The following is a 17,041-nucleotide window of genomic DNA, read 5'->3' as shown; positions in this document are numbered from 1 at the left end:
ATATAACTCCTCCTCTTTTTTAATATGGCCAATCCAAATATCCTAAGTTAGATAAATACTTGAAATATACCGTTCCACATTCTCCGGTATGCCTATTTTTCAAAACTATCAATTCAAAGCATTCCGGATTCACATCTGCGTTAGGCTTTCTATAATTTATCTTTCCCTGGTCATTAAGTTCCTGTCTTTTAGTAGGATTATTAAAATCCAAATTTCTATAAAGTGCTATTATATAGTCACTGTTTTGTTCTATTGAAGATGAATCCTTTATATCCTTAACATTAGGCCTTTTATCCTGTTGTTTATCCACTGCTCTATTAGATTGTGCTATTAAGAATATAATGGATCCTGTCTTTAATGCCACTTGCTTAAGTTCTGCGGTAATTTCGTTATATAAAATATCTGTATTGCTTGTGTTCATGTTGCTGCCTAGTATGTTTAAGTAGTCTATAAAAAACACTTTAGTATTCTTTTTTCTTACATAGTAATTTATTAAGTTTATTATTTTATCAATGTTTCTCTCTTGTAAAAAATTAATATTTAAGGCGGATATCTTATTACTTGCTATTGATAAGCTCTCAACTATCTTTCCGCTATTTCTAGTAATGGATATATAATCATCTACTCTTAATTTAGCCTGGGATAAAACCATTTTTAAATACATTTGTTCCGGTGGCATTTCTAAAGAAAAATACGTCACTGCTTCACCTTTGCAAGCTATCTTTTTAGTTAATTCTGTTGAAAAAGTAGTCTTTCCAATACCACTTCTGGCCAGTAAAGTAACTAAACTGCCTGGTACTATTCCCTTTAATATTTTATCTAAATCCCTATATCCAGTTAATAAACCCATTGGCTTAGGCTTATCAAGTTCTATACGCTCACTAACTTCATTTAATAACCATTCTTGTAGTGTTATAGTGCTTGATTCTTCTATTTGCCTATCTTCTATTATTTTACTAAGTTCATTTATAACCCCATCAGTATCTAGAGGTTTATCTGTTAAACTAAGGTTATACATTTTCTTTTTAAACTCATTGGATCTATAGCCTTCAATTAATTTTTCAATGTGCTGATTTAATGTGATAGGAGTTGAAAAGTTGTTGTAAATCTCTGATACTTCTACTATGTCCCCATCTTTTCTCAAGCTCAACATATCCATCTTTTGAATTACTAGAGTTAAATCAATATTTTCTTGATTACGCTCCATATTTTCTATAGTTTTGAATAACCTTTTATATAAATCTGTGCTAAAATAATCAGCCTTTAATTTATTGATTACCTCAATTCTAGAATCTTTATCCTTAAGCATGAGGCTAAGTATTTCAACCTCATTTGCCCTGGTGTCTATTAAGTTAATCAAACTCTATCCCTCCTTTTAAGTGCTCTAGTGCTGCATATGCTTCTTGTGTTTTCTTATCTTCAAAATTATTGCCTTGCTGCTTATCTGTGTATCTAATCCATTTACCCCCTTCATTTAAAAACTCTGATATTCCCTTTTCTCTTGTTAATAGTTCCTGTAATGTCCATTTATATTTACAATAGTCTTTAGCATAGGTATTTTCTTTATCTCTGTACATAACCCCATATCTAGTTATCGCTAATTTAATTTCATCTATAGAAAATTTCTTAGTTGCTTTATCTATTGCTTTTTTCATAGTGTCAGTTAATTCTTTATGTTTAATTATTTCCTGTTCTAAATACAGATTAAAAATATCACTATATATATTTTTCTTTACATTCTTATCATTCTTACCATTCTTGTTTGTGTTCATTTGTTGTTCATTTGTTGTCGGCTTGTTGTCCATTTGTTGTTCATTTGTTGTCGGATTTTTAATATCATTTTGATATTTTCCCCAGTTTTCAATGGTTACAATAGAAAATTTGTTGTTGGACTTTATATTCATAGTGCCACTACGTTCTAAAAGTTTTAAATAATCCCATGCAGTAGATGGTGGCATATTTAATTCTATTCCGGCTTTTAGTCTACCTGTAACAAATTGCCCAGGTTCTAATGGTACAGATTGTCTACCTACCATTTGCATATGATTAGTATGACTTGCTTTGCATAAACACCAAATAAACACTTTTAATAGCTTTTCATTATAGAACACGTCGCTTTGAAGTAATTCTCTGTAAAGTTTTATCCATCCTTGCACGCCACCACCTACTTATTACAACCACTATCACCATTTATAAATTCACCTATAGCAGTTTCACTTATTAATATTTTTCTACCTACTCTTATAGCTCTCAATTCTCCTGTTGCAACTAATTCATAAACACTGTTTATGTGTAATCTAAGCATTGGAGCAACTTCCTTGGGTGTATACACATTATCTAATTTTGCTTTAACTTGCATGCCTGTTCTCCCCTCCTCAATCAATAATCATATTCTTCCGCTTCTCTTATCCAATATGACGGATATTTATCATCATCTTGCTCTATTACATAATCATCAGTTGTAACTACCGTAGCTACATTGATATGACCCATGTAAAGCTTTATAAATAAATTATCAGTGCCATCTTTAAAAGTATGTTTTATAAAGTCTATTTTGGAAATTAACCCCTCATCAAACATAACTCCGTTAAGTGTTATACTTGCTGTTGATCCAACATTATAACTTTCCAACACGTCTGACTTTATATCAGCATATTTCAATAACTGCTTAGTTTTCATTGCTAACACCCCCCTTCAACATTATGTTGAACCCCTTAGCCTCCAGTGGGTTTTACCTGGAGCTTAACCTATACATCTTCTTAGGACTAGCGAAGTATGATTTTCTGCTAGAACTTAGCTAATAAATTGTTAATGATATACCTAATTACACATTATTTTTAAAAAATATAACTGTAATTTAAAAATTTTTAGAAAAATAATTATTCTACTGTTTTTTAAGTATTTTGGGATTTTCCAAATTACTCATTTTTGATCTGCCCCGTCAATTTTACGGGTTAGCTTATCCTACGTTCGCCATTGCGGTGTCACCAAAATTTTTGCGTCCTATTCATTGAAGAATAATTCTTCCACTGATGTTTCAAGTATTTCAGATATTTTTTTCATTACTAGAATACTTGGATTCTTAGCTCTGCCATTCTCTAAAGCTGATAAATAATATCTTGAAATACCTACTTTTTCAGCTAACTCACCTTGTTTAAAGCCTTTTTCTATTCTTTTAAGTTTTAATTTTAAGCCCATATTTCCTCCTCACTTATTATAGTGTGTTTAATCGTTATATTTAATATATACCACACACTATATAATGTCAACACTATTTTGTGTATTTTTTAAAAAATTTGTGGTATAATTAATATAAATACATACTGGAGGTGTGTTATGCTAGGAAAAGCAATTAAACAAATCAGAGAGAAAAAAGGTCTTACTCAAAAGCAATTATCTGATGACTCTGGAATTTCAATATCATATATTCAACAATTAGAATATGGGAAAAAAGAAAATCCCAGTACTGAGATATTAAAAAAAATTTCTGAGGCTCTTGGTGTATCTATAATCAATTTAATTGATATTGATGGCAATATAAGCAAAGGTTTTAAAGAAATAGATAATACAATAGAAGTTGGAATTAATAAAACTTTTAAAGATTCTTTTTCACAATTTATATCTGATAAAAGATATTTATTAGATATAAAGAAGTATAAATCTAAAGAAGAATATGACCAAGAATTAGAAAACTTATATAATGCAACTATTGAATTTATTGAATTTTATTGCTACAAATTAAAAAATAAAGACAACAAATAGTTTCGCAACATCTAACAAAATGTAGTTACTACCCCACAATTCAAAGTAACCACAAATAAATCGATAGGAGGTAAAATTAATGATTAACAATACTATTCAAAATAAAATTTACACCTATGCTGATTACAAAACCTTTCCGGAGAATGAACCAATAGAAATTATAGAGGGGGAAATTTACAACATGGCTCCAGCACCTTCAAGGATACATCAAAAACTAATTAATGAACTATCTTATGTTATAAACCACTATATAAAATCTAATAATGGTCCATGTGAATTATATACGGCTCCATTTGATGTACTACTAAAGAATAATAATGAACCCTTAGACAGTTGTAAGAATGTTGTGCAACCAGACATATCAGTTATATGTGATAAAAATAAATTAACTGATAAAGGCTGCACTGGTGCACCTAATATGATAATTGAAATAGTATCACCTTATAACCCTAGTAACGACTATATAAAAAAGGCTTACTTATATGAAAAGTATGGTGTTAGTGAATACTGGATAGTAAACCCTATAAATAAAACAATACTTGTGTATAACCTTGATGAAAATAAGGAATATGGCTCTCCGGAAATGTATAATTTCACCCATAAGATTAAGGTAAATACATTTAATAACTTAGACATAGATTTTAATTCATTTAATTTATAATTAAGGTATCGTTATAATGACGAACCCCACAAAGCGAGGTGATACCATGGCCACATTCAGAAAACGTAATAATAAATGGGAATTTACAATGTATACTGGTGATAGAGATGCCAACGGAAAAAGAGAACGGATCTATAAGGGCGGCTTTAAAACTAAAAAAGCAGCTGAAAATGCTGCCGCTTTGTTAATAACTGAAATTGAGAAGGGAACTTATTTTAAAGTTGAAAAAACAACTTTTGATATTTACATGGAAAAATTTCTAACCTCAATAAAACCACAACTAACTAATAAAACATTTAATACCTATAAATATATTGCCACTAAGCACTTGATACCTTACTTTGGTAAAATGGAACTATCTAAAATAAAAGCTATTCATGTCCAGGAGTTCTATACTGAAAGCTTAAAAGAGGTGTCCAGTACCACTGTTAGGCACTTTCATAATTTATTAAATAAAGCCTTTAACCAGGCTATTAAATGGCAAATAGTTAATATAAACCCTTGTATAGCAGTTGATAAACCTAAAAGGGCAAAAGCTGAATTAAATGTATATGATGAAGTTCAATTAAATAAGTTATTAGAACGCTTAAAGAATATGACATGTTATATTCCTGTAATGTTAGCAGCAACTACAGGGATGCGATTAGGAGAAATTGCTGGCCTTACATGGGATAAAGTTAATTTAGATGAAGGTATCATATACGTAGAAAAGCAACTCCAAAAGGTTGACGATTTCCTGGAGCTGCTCCCATTAAAAACTGAAAGTTCAAAACGTAAAATTATCTTATTAGATTATACCATAAAAGAACTGAAGCAATTAAATAAAGAACAAAAAGAAAATAAATTAAAATACGGTGAATATTATCAAGAAACGAATTTCGTCGTATGTCAAAAGAAAACTGGTTTGCCTTATGAACCACAGTATATATCAAGAAATTATAATAGGGTTATGAAAGAATATGGTATATGTGAAGAGCTAACTATCCCATATATAAGATTTCACGACTTAAGACACACACACGCCACCTTAATGTTAAAGGCTAATATTAACCCTAAGATAGTAGCTGAACGCCTAGGGCATAGCTCTGTAAACCTAACATTAAATACTTATTCTCATGTACTCCCAGATATGCAAAAAGAAGCGGTTAATAAATTAAATAATATTATATGTAAATAGCTTTAGGCCATTCCTTTTGGAAGGGCCTTTTATATTCAAAAAAATAAATTAACGACAAATTAACGACAAAACGCATTGTAACGACAACTTAAAAAAATAATAAAACCCTGTAACTATTGATATTACAGGGTTTTATATGGTGCGTCAGAGAGGATTCGAACCCCCGGCCAACTGGTTCGTAGCCAGCTACTCTATCCAACTGAGCTACTGACGCAAAATATGCAATTTGAAACATTATAATATTATCACATTACGAAGAAAAAATCAAATATTTTAATTAAAAACTTTATAATACAAATTCTTCCTTTAATATACCCATAATAACTATATTAGTGTATTTACCTTTAACAAAATATCTATTTCGCTTCTGGCCCTCTTCTTTAAATCCACACTTTTTATAACAATTTATAGCTTTTAAATTTAAGTCTACCACTTCTAGCTCTACTCTAGTAGCTCCTTTATCTAGAAATAAATAGCTTAACAAAGTATTTATTGAATCTTGACCATATCCTTTTCCCCAAAAATTTTTACCTATTGTTATGCCCAAAGAATATACATTTACGCCATCTTTACATTCTTTATAGGTTATGTATCCTATAGTAAGTCCCTTTTCATTTACTATTGTTAAATATTTGGTATTTCCTGACGTAATTTCATGGAATTTTTCTAATATGTACTCTTTGCTTGGCAATATAATATATGCACCATCGAATTCCCTAACTTCTTTATCACATAATATATTGTATATATTAGATACTTCTTTTCTTTCCATTGACTTTAAAATCACCTTTTTACCCTTTAACACACTATCCCCTTCTTATATTATATTTATCTGATGGATATATACTGTAATACTCCACCTGAAACTAAGAAATTTGTTTATTATCTTTTAAGTTTATCATTTTCTAAGTTAATTATACCTCTTTAAGAAAAATTGTTCAACGTATAATAAGGTTAAAAATACCTTGAATTATGTAAGCTTATAAGTTTTTAAAAGAACTTTATGTGTAAAGGAACAAAAAAATAAAAAACATCTAACTTTTAGTTAGATGTTTTGGCGGAGAAACCGGGATTTGAACCCGGGCGCCAGTTACCCGACCTACGCCCTTAGCAGGGGCGCCTCTTCAGCCACTTGAGTATTTCTCCATGCCCTCAAAATTTATTATTAAATTATGGCGGAGAGATAGGGATTCGAACCCTAGGTGCGCTTCCACGCACGCCGGTTTTCAAGACCGGTGCCTTAAACCAACTCGACCATCTCTCCAAGTTGTGACAATGAATATTATAATAAATATACATTGAATTGTCAATGATTTTTTTAATTATATTATTAAATATGGCGGAGAGATAGGGATTCGAACCCTAGGTGCGCTTCCACGCACGCCGGTTTTCAAGACCGGTGCCTTAAACCAACTCGACCATCTCTCCGAGTCTCACGACAATGACTATTATAATAAATATTCTCCATATTGTCAACACATTTTTTCATTAATAAGAATATATTTGTGGCGCAAGTGCCATAAGAAAAATCTGTCTTTAAGTCCACAATAAATATATTTTTTTAGACTGTTCGCAATACGCCAAGAAATTCTTATGTTTTCAAATTTTAATCCCCTAAAGCTTTCAAACTCGCTTCTAACAGCGCTCAAACATGAAAGCTTCTTAATCGGTTAAAACGACTTCTATTGCAAAATCTAGGGAATAAATCTTTAAAATTATTCTTGCAATAACTAACCCAAGATTTTTCAGAATCAATGGACATAAGTTCACCAACTAGTGATATGGAAATTATTTCACTATCACTCATAATAGCGGTCTTACCGTTTCTACGATTTTTAATATGTGCTGGAGTTATATCTTAGTAAACATCATCAATTATAACAAAAACGACAGTTATAAAATCTTTTAAATTTTCTATAACTGTGATAGAATCTTGTTTGTAAAGCTATAGCATATATGTGTACCTCCTTCATTAAATTGGTCGTGCTTTTTAATGATAGGTTAGCATATTATGCTAGAGTTTTTCTATTTGTAAATAATGCTAGTAATTTAACTAGCACAACGAGTTAAATTAAAAATTTTCCATAGCGAAGCGGAGGAAAATCATCCTTTAGTAGGCTTCTCCTATCCAAACATAAACATATTAAACTAAAAATCTGATTTTAATGTAGTAATAAATGTGGAATTGGGGACTATTGAACTAGCCTTAGAACTTCTTATGTCTCACAGTTAAAGAACCGTTAAGAAGCTTTCATGTTTGAACGAGGAACGAGTGAGTTTGAAAGCTTTAGGGGATTAAACTGTGAGACATTTAGAAGTTCTTGGCGTATTGTGAACAGTCCCAAATTACACATTTATTACGGAATTAAAATCAGATTTTTCTTCAATGTATTACTTCACAATATTCTTATTTTATGATTTCTTTGCCTCCCATGTAGCATTTTAGGGCTTCTGGAATAGTTACACTACCATCTTCATTTTGGTAATTTTCAAGTATAGCTGCTACTGTTCTTCCTACCGCTACTCCAGATCCATTTAAAGTGTGTACAAATTCTGGCTTAGCTTTTGCATTTTCTTTATATTTTATATTAGCACGTCTAGCTTGGAAATCTTCAAAATTACTGCAGCTTGATATTTCAACATATCTTCCATAGCTTGGCATCCAAACTTCTATATCATATTTAAAAGCTGCTGTAAATCCTAAGTCTCCCTTACATATCTTAACCACTCTATAAGGAAGTCCTAGTCCCTGTAAAACACTTTCTGCATCTCTAGTTAACTTTTCTAATTCTTCATAAGAGTCCTCTGGTTTTGTAAATTTAACAAGCTCTACTTTATTAAATTGATGCTGTCTTATAAGGCCTCTTGTATCTCTTCCGGCAGAACCTGCTTCAGATCTAAAGCATGCGCTGTATGCAGCATATTTAACAGGTAAATCTTCACCTTTTAATATCTCATTCCTATGAAGATTTGTAACTGGAACTTCTGCTGTTGGTATTAAGAAATAGTCATCATTTGTAATTTTAAAAGCATCTTCCTCAAACTTAGGTAATTGTCCAGTTCCTGTCATACTTTCTCTATTTACCATGTAAGGAGGAAGTATTTCTTTGTACCCATTTTTTTCAGTATGAGAATCTAAGAAATAATTAATTATTGACCTTTCAAGTCTTGCACCCATACCTTTATAAACAGTAAATCTTGAACCAGTTACCTTTCCTGCTCTTTCAAAATCTAGCATATCTAAATCTGTTCCTATATCCCAATGGGCTTTAGCTTCAAAATCGAAATTTCTTGGCTCTCCCCATTTTCTTATTTCAACATTGTCATCATCTGTATCCCCTTCTGGTACTTCTGGGTTCGGAATATTAGGTATTCTAAGCATATTGTAATTTATTTTTTCATCAACTTGGCCTAATTCTACATCTAAATTCTTTATTTTTTCAGATAAACCTTTCATATGCTCTTTAAGTTCAGCTACATCTTTTCCTTCTTTTATCATTTTTCCTATTGAAGCTGATTCTTCATTTCTTTTTTTCTTTAATTCTTCTACTTCAACTAATATTTCTCTTCTTCTCTTATCTAAATTAACTATTTCATCAATTAAGTTAACGCTAAAAGCCTCACCTCTATTGTTCATAGCATTTTTAATTTCTTCTGTATTATTTCTTATCTTTTTAATATCTAACATAGTATATTCCTCCTATATATTTAAGATTTTGTAATTTTACATAAACACTCTCATAAAATATCTATACTTTTAAAATATTTTTATAATAAAAAAAGAGCCTTCATCCCACTTAGGGACGAATAGCTCCGCGTTGCCACCCTATTTAACTAATATTAAAGCTCTAAATTAGTTCTCTCAAATTAATAACGGTTTGAACCGTACTGCTCATCACAGTCCCTCCGAGGCGGATTCACTAAATAAAAGATATCAGTTTGCACCATCCACTGACTCTCTTAAATCTTTCATAAAGCTACTATTCTCATCAACGGTTTTATATAAATTTTAAATTATCTATTTAGTTAAGAACCATTTTACATTCTCAATATGGCATTGTCAACCTCTATTTGTATATTATTATAATATTTCACTAAAGCATATTTTTATACATTTTTTCTATTGACATTTTTAGTACACACTATATCTACTCCTGTATTTAATATATTACTACATATTATGTCCCCTTGTTTTATAGGTGCACCTACATATAGCCTGCTTATTGCTTTTGAACATTCCACCCATAATTTTTTATCTATAGGGGAACTGCTTTTAACTGGAACTACATTATAATCCGCACCCTTTATTCTAACTAAACTAGTAAATATAGAATTTTCCACAAATACCCCCCCATTAATTAAGTATTTAAACCTCGTCAAACTCTTTAATTCTACTTAAAACCACTTTTGAGTCTTTAGAATCTTTAACTATATCTGTAAAATTTTTATTAGTTTCCCTTGCCAATATAGATATTATTTTATTTATACAATTAGCTCCTTGACAGCCGCCATATGCTGCTCCAGTCCTTCTTTTTATTCCTTCTAATGTACGTGCTCCTAAAGGTCTTCTTATAGCATCTATTATTTCCCCTTCTGTAACCTTTTGGCAATGGCATATTATCTTACCATACTTTTCATTTATACTTACAACTTGCTCTATCTCTTCATCAGATAAATCTCTAAATTTGTAAAACTCTCTTCTCTTATCATTAAAATCTTTATTTAATTTACAATTTAAATTATTCACCACAGTTTCACATATCATTCTAGCTATAAATGGAGTCATAGTTACTTCACTATAATTTTTTCCATTAACTTTTATATACCCCTCATCTATACTACTATCATCTATAACTATACTACTTTGATACGACTCTCCTTGATAAAAATTTCTAATATTTTTATTATCTATGTCTGGAAATACTTCAGTTATACTATTTATAAAATACTCATAACTTATATTTTCTTTGCTGTACATAGATATAATTGTCCCATCTTGTAAAGTAGGTATTACCATTATTTTTTCATTTTTTTTATTTATTAAAAATAAAATATGCTCTAGATTTCTTTTAAAGTTCTTATCCAAAAGAAGATACTTAACATTTACTATGGATTTTTTAGGGCATACTTTTTTATGAACATTTATACTGTAATTTTCTCCTGGAGTAGTGTTTATAACTATTTTACATTTAAATTTGTTTTTATTTGTGATAACCCTATAACCTTTAGATATTTTTTCTATATCTATAACTTCCTCTTCTAATTTAAATTTAACTCCATTATCAAAAGCCACTTCTCCATAAGCAATAGCTAAATCATATGGACATACCACTCCTGTATTTTTAGTATAAATACCTCCAATAAAACCTATGTTCAAGTTTGGCTCAATTTGCTTTATATACTTACTGCTTAAAAAGGCTATATCCTCTATTTTTCTTTTTATAGCTCTTTCATACATATTCTTGAGGATTTCTTGATGCTCTATATCCCTTGCAAGCATTAAAGTTCCTATCCTTTTAAATGGAACTTTAAATTTAGAAGTTAAACTATCAAACTCTTTATTTCCCGCTTTTTCTAATTTAGCCATTAAATCATATTCATTTTCAATACCGTCATAAATCATAGCAGTATTTACTAAAGAAATGTCATCAGCTATATCATAATCTTTTTCTATTAAAGCTATATTTAAACTATATTTTGATAGTTCATAAGCTATAGCGCATCCTGATAAGCCTCCCCCTAATATTAAAACATCATAATCCATTTTCATTTTCCCCCTACAAGAAGAACCATTTTAAGTTTTGTAAAATTATTACTGTATATTCTAATAATTACTTTATTTATTCTTCTACTTAGTTACTTTATTTAATAACATTTTCTAATAACTTTCCTAACTGATTTATATATTCACCATAATTAGCCCAATCACCTTTTTTCTGTGCTTCCATAGCTTTATCATATAACTCTTTGGCCTTTTTAAATTCACTATTATCTAACTGCTCAGTTTTTTCCTTTTGTTCATCCTTTGAAGCTTTTTCCTCTTCTTTATTTTTTATATTAAATATTTCATTTAATGCTTTTTCTATATTCTCTTCTATGACCATCTTATCTCCATAGGATATAATTACTCTTTTCATCTGAGGGATACTTTCCTTACCACTGGCCCTTATATAAAGAGGTTCTACATATAATAGTGAATTTTTTATAGGTATTATTTGAGTATCACCAAAAATAACTCCTGAACCAGAACCTTTTTGATTCCAAAGTGATATTTCTTTTGATATATTGGCATCTTGTTTTATACTTTGCTTAAATAAGTAGGGGCTCTCTACTGACTCATTATTAAAATTATACAAAATTAATTTACCATAGTTTTCTCCATCCATTCTGCCGCAAAGCAAAGCTTCCATATTATTTTTTCTATTTACATTAAAATATTGGGTAACTACCATCTCTTCTTTACTTTCCCCAGGTAATTTCATGATTATATATGATGGTGGATTTTTTTCTTCCTTCTTTTCATTTTCTACTTGCTTCTCATTTTTTGATACATCCCATAAATCATCTCCACTGTAAAATACCATAGGATCTGTTACATGATATTTACCAAGGACATTACATTGTATATTAAATAAATCCTCTGGATATTTAATATGTCCCTTTAAACCTTCTGGCATCTTTGAGTATTCTTTAAATAGTTTAGGGAATATTTTAGAAAAATTCTGTACAACTGGATCTTTATCATCTATTACATAAAAATCTGTATCTCCATTTACTGCATCTATAACTACTTTTACAGAATTTCTTATATAATTTATACCATTATATGGCTGTGAAAAAGGATATCTATCTGACACACTATATCCATCCATTATCCAATATAGTTTTCCTTCATTCATAACTATATATGGGTCTTTATCGTATAAAATAAATGGTGCTATTTTCTTCACTCTCTCCATTATATTTCTATTTATAACTATTTTACTCTCCTTAGTTATATCTCTTGAAAGTAGAAATTTAGGATTCTTCTCGTATATAGAAAATAAAACTTTATTTAATCCATTCATTTTAATTCCTGCAGTTCCACTATATTTAGTGGTTTTATTTGTATTACCATCTGGATAATCTAATTCTCCTATTTTAGTATTAACAACGGCATACTCGCTGGTTTCTTCACCAAAATATATTCTAGGATCTTTTAAATCTATATTCATATTATTTTCAACGGGAATATCCTTTACTAAAAATTCAGGCTTTCCTGAGCTGGTAACTGCATTAACTTTATTCATAGCTACTCCATACCCATGAGTATAAGTAAGATGTCTATTTTGCCAAGTGCTAGCTTTATCCTTTAGGGAATCCACATCTATTTCTCTAGCGGCCATGAATACTTGAGTATTCTTACCATTAATATTGTATCTATCTACATCCATATCCTTAAAAGTATAATAGTATTTTAAAACTTGTATTTGGTTGTAATATTCTAATACTTGATTAACTGAATTGACCTTTATGTTTTCTATAGTTTCCTTGTTATCCTTCAAATCCTTTGCAGCTAAATTATTCTCTATTGGAAAATCTTTTGAATCTATTTTATCTATATTAAAGCCTTTTCTTGTATAATCTATATTATATTCTACATATTTCTTTTCCAATGTCTTTTCATTAGATTTAACCACAAAATTTTGTACAAATACAGCTGCTAAATTTTCTCCTACTATTAAAACAAATATAAGCACTATAGATATAACTATAGGTTTTATTTTAGATGCAAGCAAACTTACTAAAACCACTACAGCAGTTATTATGGATAAAACAGTTATTACTCTATAAAAATACAAACTAACCTTAACATCTGTATAGCTTGCCCCAAAAACTACTCCCCTTGGAGAATATACTAAATTCCATGCCTTTATCATATATCCAAGTGAAAGTAATAAAAGTATTAAAGCTGATACTATCGCTAGTTGCCTTCCTGCAAATTTTGTTATGCCACTTTTGAAACCAGAGGTAAATGTTTTAACATTTCTTAAATGACCCCCATTCATAACCTTATCCTTAGTATTTAAGATTAAATAAGCAATAAAAGTAACTATAACTAGTACAAAACATAATGTCATTAGTAAATTATAAATAGATTGTATCAATGGAAGTTTAAATACGAAAAAAGACAAGTCTTTATTAAACATAGGATCTTTTATATTAAAATTAACACTGTTTTTATATTGAAGTATTGTATACCAATAGCTTCTAGATAGATTTAATGATACTATAAATGAAACTATTAAATCTATAATTATGAATATTTTATTGTACTTTTTAGTATTTAAAAGTTCCCTATCTTCTCTTAATTTATATATAGATTTTTTTAAACTCTTATAATATATCCAAAGGGCAAAATAAACTAGGAGGAATACTGGAAGCATTATCTTTAATACTGCAAATAATTTTGTAAAATATACGCTTAAATATCCTACTTCTCTAAACCATTTTATATCTACTACAAGCTTAACTATACTGTTTAAGCAGGCTAGAATTATTACTACTATAAATAATGGGACTATAACTCTCCACTTCTTTTTCAACTTTATTTTCCCCTTTCCCCTTTTAAAAGTTTACCTAAGAACTTATCTTTAGTTACTATTGCTCCTACTGGACATAGTTCTTGGCAACAAAAACATCTTATACACTTATTCATATTCCACACAGGAATCTTTTTTCCTTTTTTTTCTATAAAATTTATAACCTTAGGCTTTTCTGGGCACACCTCTGCACATCTAAAACATGACACACATTTATCATAAACTAAAGAAGGCTCAGGTGCTATTAAACTCTTCAAAAAATTATTTACTATAGGATTCTTAAAATAAAAGTCTCCACCCTTTCTACATAACTTAAAATCTTCTTGTTTCATATGGTGAATTTTCTCACCTAAAACTTCTATTTCTTCCGGCAAAACCGCTCCCCATTTACTATCATAAACCTCTTTTAAAACCGGAGTGTCTAAAGGATTTTCATATCCTATTAATCTAACAGCTACAGAATCTACAGCACTTAAGCTTTTTCCCATTATTAATGTATTCATTTTTTTAGGACTTCCATTTTTAGGTCCATTTCCTTCCATAGCTATAATTCCATCTAATATAGCAAAGTTGGTACCTACTAATGTATTTAAATCCAAAAGCATTTTACAAAAATTTTGTGCATCAGGCATTCTTGTATGCCATTGTGCCTTCTTAGCGCCTGATATGCATCCAAATTGGTTCTTTATAGCCCCTGTATAGTATGCCATAGCATGAGTCTTCAATTTAGGTAAGGTTATTAATACATCAGACTCATAGGCCTTCTTAGCTACATTCCATGACTTGCATAATATAGAATTATCCAATCTAACATGTACTTCTTCTCTAAAGCTATTAAATTCAACACCATACTTTTTAGCTACTTCCATAAGTCCGCAAAGTTCTGCTGCTCTTCTGGAATCTCCAACTCCCGGAGAATCACCAAAAGTTATATTTGAAGAATAATCCCTAATTATTTTTATAGCTGCTTCAAAAACCTTATAATTAGTTACTACAGGCGATTCTTTTCTTTCTACACTTAACAGGTTAGGCTTAAATAAAACCTTGCTATTATAGGGTATAAGCTCTCTTAAAAAGCTATCTCCACCTAATAGTTCAAAACCCTCTCTAAGTTTTTTTTCTATTATTTCTACATTGTATTCTTCACATCTTAAAAGTGCCACCTTCTCCATAAGATTCCTCCATATTCACACTTTTAGGTACATGAAAAGAAATAACAAGTCAAAGATGCTGGTATATTTTGTGTCAGACAAGGAAGCAGATTCCGCCTTTGGTAGGACTATCAACGGGTTCTGCTGACGCAGTATGACGCAAAATAGACTAACATACTGACTTGTTATTTATTTGAATGTGCCTTAATTTTAGTTTAATTTTTTTCATCACATTCCTTTAATATATTTAATTCTAAATCATTAGATATATCATTGTTATGATGATTTTTTACTAAAAATAAAACTCTATTCTTTTCTCCTAATTTTTTTAAAATATTATATCCCTTCTCTGGATGATTATAATATATATCTATTTTTTTATTTTTTTCATATTTCTTTATCTTTCCTCTTGATATCTTATCTAAAATTACTAAAGCAGATTTGTCTATTAAATTAAGACCACATTCTATCTTACCTATATCATGCAATAGAGCTGCAATTATTAATTGTTCACTATAACTTATATTAAGTTCTTTGCATTGTTTAACTAAATCCCTTGCTACATTTATACAGTGCTTTTGTTCATATACTTTTAGTTTTTCAAATAGCTCTATTTGCTCTCTATTTAAATATTTATATACAAAATCTTTATCATTTTTATCCACTTTATAATTAAAATATAAAAAAAACTGCTTTACTCTATTTGCCATGTTTTTCTCCTTTTAATTAGAGTATTCATAGGAAAATATTAATATAAAATCTTAATCTATCTTCTATTTTTAATTATACCAATAATAACATGTTTATTTCAAATTCTATTAAAAGTTATATGTTTTTATACAAAATAAAAAAAGCAACCTTCTTAGGTTGCTTTTGGTGGAGAATAAGGGATTCGAACCCTTGACCCCCTGCGTGCAAGGCAGGTGCTCTCCCAGCTGAGCTAATCCCCCATATGGTGGACCTTCAGGGACTCGAACCCCGGACCTACCGGTTATGAGCCGGTTGCTCTAACCAACTGAGCTAAAGATCCAATAACCTGGCGACGACCTACTCTCCCACAGGGCTTCCCCTGCAGTACCATCGGCGCTTTGAAGCTTAACCGTCCTGTTCGGAATGGGAAGGGGTGTTACCTTCAAGCCATAATCACCAGATAACCAAACATTCAATATCTTTGATTTTGTAATGGTCGATTACTCATCAGATTTACTGAATGAATTTCCTCTTAAAAGTTCATCAACTGAGTACATTTAGGATTATATCTTTTTTTTATTTACTTGTCAATAAGTTTTTTAAACTTTTTTTAAAAAATTTATTGAATTAGATGAAAGATTGTTCTTTCAAAATTGCACAGTGTGGAAAATCTTTAGTTAATTAATTTGATCAAGCCCTCGACTTATTAGTATCGGTCAGCTGAACATGTTACCACGCTTACACCTCCGACCTATCAACCTGGTAGTCTTCCAGGAGTCTTACTAGCTTACGCTATGGGAAATCTAATCTTGAGGTGGACTTCACGCTTAGATGCTTTCAGCGTTTATTCCCTCCCAACATAGCTACCCAGCTATGCCACTGGCGTGACAACTGGTGCACCAGAGGTTGGTCCATCCCGGTCCTCTCGTACTAAGGACAGCTCCTCTCAAATTTCCTACGCCCGCGACGGAAAGGGACCGAACTGTCTCACGACGTTCTGAACCCAGCTCGCGTGCCG

General features: G+C 30.4%; 14 protein-coding genes, 6 tRNA genes, 2 rRNA genes, 2 pseudogenes and 1 other annotated feature. Of the genes and pseudogenes, 3 read left to right on the top strand and 21 right to left on the bottom strand.

Annotation, left to right across the window (positions count from 1 at the left end; translation table 11 throughout):
* Positions 1-19: 19 nt before the first annotated feature.
* The 5 genes from C1715_RS04905 to C1715_RS04885 all read right to left on the bottom strand — a co-directional run bounded on the left by C1715_RS04905 (position 20) and on the right by C1715_RS04885 (position 3,198).
* Positions 20-1,360, bottom strand: coding sequence for a replicative DNA helicase (locus C1715_RS04905; RefSeq protein ID WP_102399511.1), 1,341 nt, complete (start codon positions 1,358-1,360; stop codon positions 20-22).
* Entirely contained in the window at positions 1,353-2,156 is an 804-nt protein-coding gene (locus C1715_RS19275) for a transcriptional regulator (RefSeq protein ID WP_180963995.1), read from the bottom strand. The genes C1715_RS04905 and C1715_RS19275 overlap by 8 nt, the downstream gene beginning before the upstream one ends.
* A gap of 8 nt (positions 2,157-2,164) precedes the next feature.
* Positions 2,165-2,359: a helix-turn-helix domain-containing protein gene (locus C1715_RS04895; protein ID WP_102399510.1), complete on the bottom strand. Its 195-nt coding sequence runs from the start codon at positions 2,357-2,359 to the stop codon at positions 2,165-2,167.
* Between the two features lie 20 nt (positions 2,360-2,379).
* Positions 2,380-2,679, bottom strand: a complete 300-nt coding sequence (locus tag C1715_RS04890; protein WP_102399509.1) for a hypothetical protein — start codon at positions 2,677-2,679, stop codon at positions 2,380-2,382.
* A gap of 324 nt (positions 2,680-3,003) precedes the next feature.
* Positions 3,004-3,198 carry a helix-turn-helix transcriptional regulator gene (locus C1715_RS04885; protein ID WP_102399508.1) on the bottom strand — a complete coding sequence of 65 codons (195 nt, stop codon included), beginning with the start codon at positions 3,196-3,198 and terminating at the stop codon, positions 3,004-3,006.
* Between the two features lie 138 nt (positions 3,199-3,336).
* Between C1715_RS04885 and C1715_RS04880 the strand changes: the two genes are divergently transcribed.
* The 3 genes from C1715_RS04880 (at position 3,337) to C1715_RS04870 (ending at position 5,600) form a co-directional block, all read left to right on the top strand.
* The gene (locus C1715_RS04880) at positions 3,337-3,762 is read left to right on the top strand and encodes a helix-turn-helix domain-containing protein (RefSeq protein ID WP_102399507.1); all 426 of its coding nucleotides are present in this window, start codon (positions 3,337-3,339) and stop codon (positions 3,760-3,762) included.
* Between the two features lie 79 nt (positions 3,763-3,841).
* Complete coding sequence (locus tag C1715_RS04875) at positions 3,842-4,423, top strand: Uma2 family endonuclease (RefSeq protein ID WP_180963994.1); 582 nt, start codon at positions 3,842-3,844, stop codon at positions 4,421-4,423.
* 46 nt (positions 4,424-4,469) lie between these two features.
* Positions 4,470-5,600 carry a site-specific integrase gene (locus tag C1715_RS04870; RefSeq protein ID WP_180963993.1) on the top strand — a complete coding sequence of 377 codons (1,131 nt, stop codon included), beginning with the start codon at positions 4,470-4,472 and terminating at the stop codon, positions 5,598-5,600.
* Positions 5,601-5,737: 137 nt separating this feature from the next.
* Here C1715_RS04870 and C1715_RS04865 read toward each other — a convergent pair.
* The 16 genes and pseudogenes from C1715_RS04865 to C1715_RS04790 all read right to left on the bottom strand — a co-directional run.
* Positions 5,738-5,814, bottom strand: a tRNA-Arg gene (locus C1715_RS04865).
* A gap of 72 nt (positions 5,815-5,886) precedes the next feature.
* Complete coding sequence (locus tag C1715_RS04860) at positions 5,887-6,405, bottom strand: GNAT family N-acetyltransferase (protein WP_102399505.1); 519 nt, start codon at positions 6,403-6,405, stop codon at positions 5,887-5,889.
* 250 nt (positions 6,406-6,655) lie between these two features.
* A tRNA-Ser gene (locus C1715_RS04855) sits at positions 6,656-6,746 on the bottom strand.
* A 27-nt stretch (positions 6,747-6,773) separates the two neighbouring features.
* A tRNA-Ser gene (locus C1715_RS04850) sits at positions 6,774-6,864 on the bottom strand.
* 73 nt (positions 6,865-6,937) lie between these two features.
* Positions 6,938-7,028: transfer RNA gene (locus C1715_RS04845), tRNA-Ser, on the bottom strand.
* Positions 7,029-7,260: 232 nt separating this feature from the next.
* A pseudogene (locus C1715_RS20275) lies at positions 7,261-7,527 on the bottom strand (IS982 family transposase); the annotation flags it as partial.
* Between the two features lie 480 nt (positions 7,528-8,007).
* Positions 8,008-9,288, bottom strand: coding sequence for a serine--tRNA ligase (gene serS, locus C1715_RS04835; protein ID WP_102399504.1), 1,281 nt, complete (start codon positions 9,286-9,288; stop codon positions 8,008-8,010).
* A 108-nt stretch (positions 9,289-9,396) separates the two neighbouring features.
* Positions 9,397-9,602: a binding site (T-box leader), on the bottom strand.
* A 105-nt stretch (positions 9,603-9,707) separates the two neighbouring features.
* A pseudogene (locus C1715_RS04830) lies at positions 9,708-9,935 on the bottom strand (DUF1667 domain-containing protein); the annotation flags it as partial.
* A 31-nt stretch (positions 9,936-9,966) separates the two neighbouring features.
* On the bottom strand, positions 9,967-11,364 hold the full coding sequence (locus tag C1715_RS04825; protein ID WP_102399502.1) for an NAD(P)/FAD-dependent oxidoreductase: 1,398 nt from the start codon (positions 11,362-11,364) through the stop codon (positions 9,967-9,969).
* Positions 11,365-11,461: 97 nt separating this feature from the next.
* Entirely contained in the window at positions 11,462-14,185 is a 2,724-nt protein-coding gene (locus tag C1715_RS04820) for a UPF0182 family protein (RefSeq protein ID WP_102399501.1), read from the bottom strand.
* Positions 14,186-14,187: 2 nt separating this feature from the next.
* Positions 14,188-15,354 carry a DUF362 domain-containing protein gene (locus tag C1715_RS04815; RefSeq protein WP_102399500.1) on the bottom strand — a complete coding sequence of 389 codons (1,167 nt, stop codon included), beginning with the start codon at positions 15,352-15,354 and terminating at the stop codon, positions 14,188-14,190.
* A gap of 194 nt (positions 15,355-15,548) precedes the next feature.
* Positions 15,549-16,043, bottom strand: a complete 495-nt coding sequence (locus tag C1715_RS04810; RefSeq protein WP_102399499.1) for an HD domain-containing protein — start codon at positions 16,041-16,043, stop codon at positions 15,549-15,551.
* A 164-nt stretch (positions 16,044-16,207) separates the two neighbouring features.
* Positions 16,208-16,283 (bottom strand) — tRNA-Ala (locus C1715_RS04805).
* Between the two features lie 3 nt (positions 16,284-16,286).
* Positions 16,287-16,363: transfer RNA gene (locus tag C1715_RS04800), tRNA-Ile, on the bottom strand.
* Between the two features lie 4 nt (positions 16,364-16,367).
* Positions 16,368-16,484, bottom strand: a 5S ribosomal RNA gene (gene rrf / locus C1715_RS04795).
* Between the two features lie 225 nt (positions 16,485-16,709).
* Positions 16,710-17,041 (bottom strand): 23S ribosomal RNA (locus C1715_RS04790); the annotation flags it as partial.

It is taken from the genome of Haloimpatiens massiliensis, assembly GCF_900184255.1.
GTDB lineage: Bacteria > Bacillota > Clostridia > Clostridiales > Clostridiaceae > Haloimpatiens > Haloimpatiens massiliensis.
This window is presented reverse-complemented; position numbering and strand designations above follow the sequence as displayed.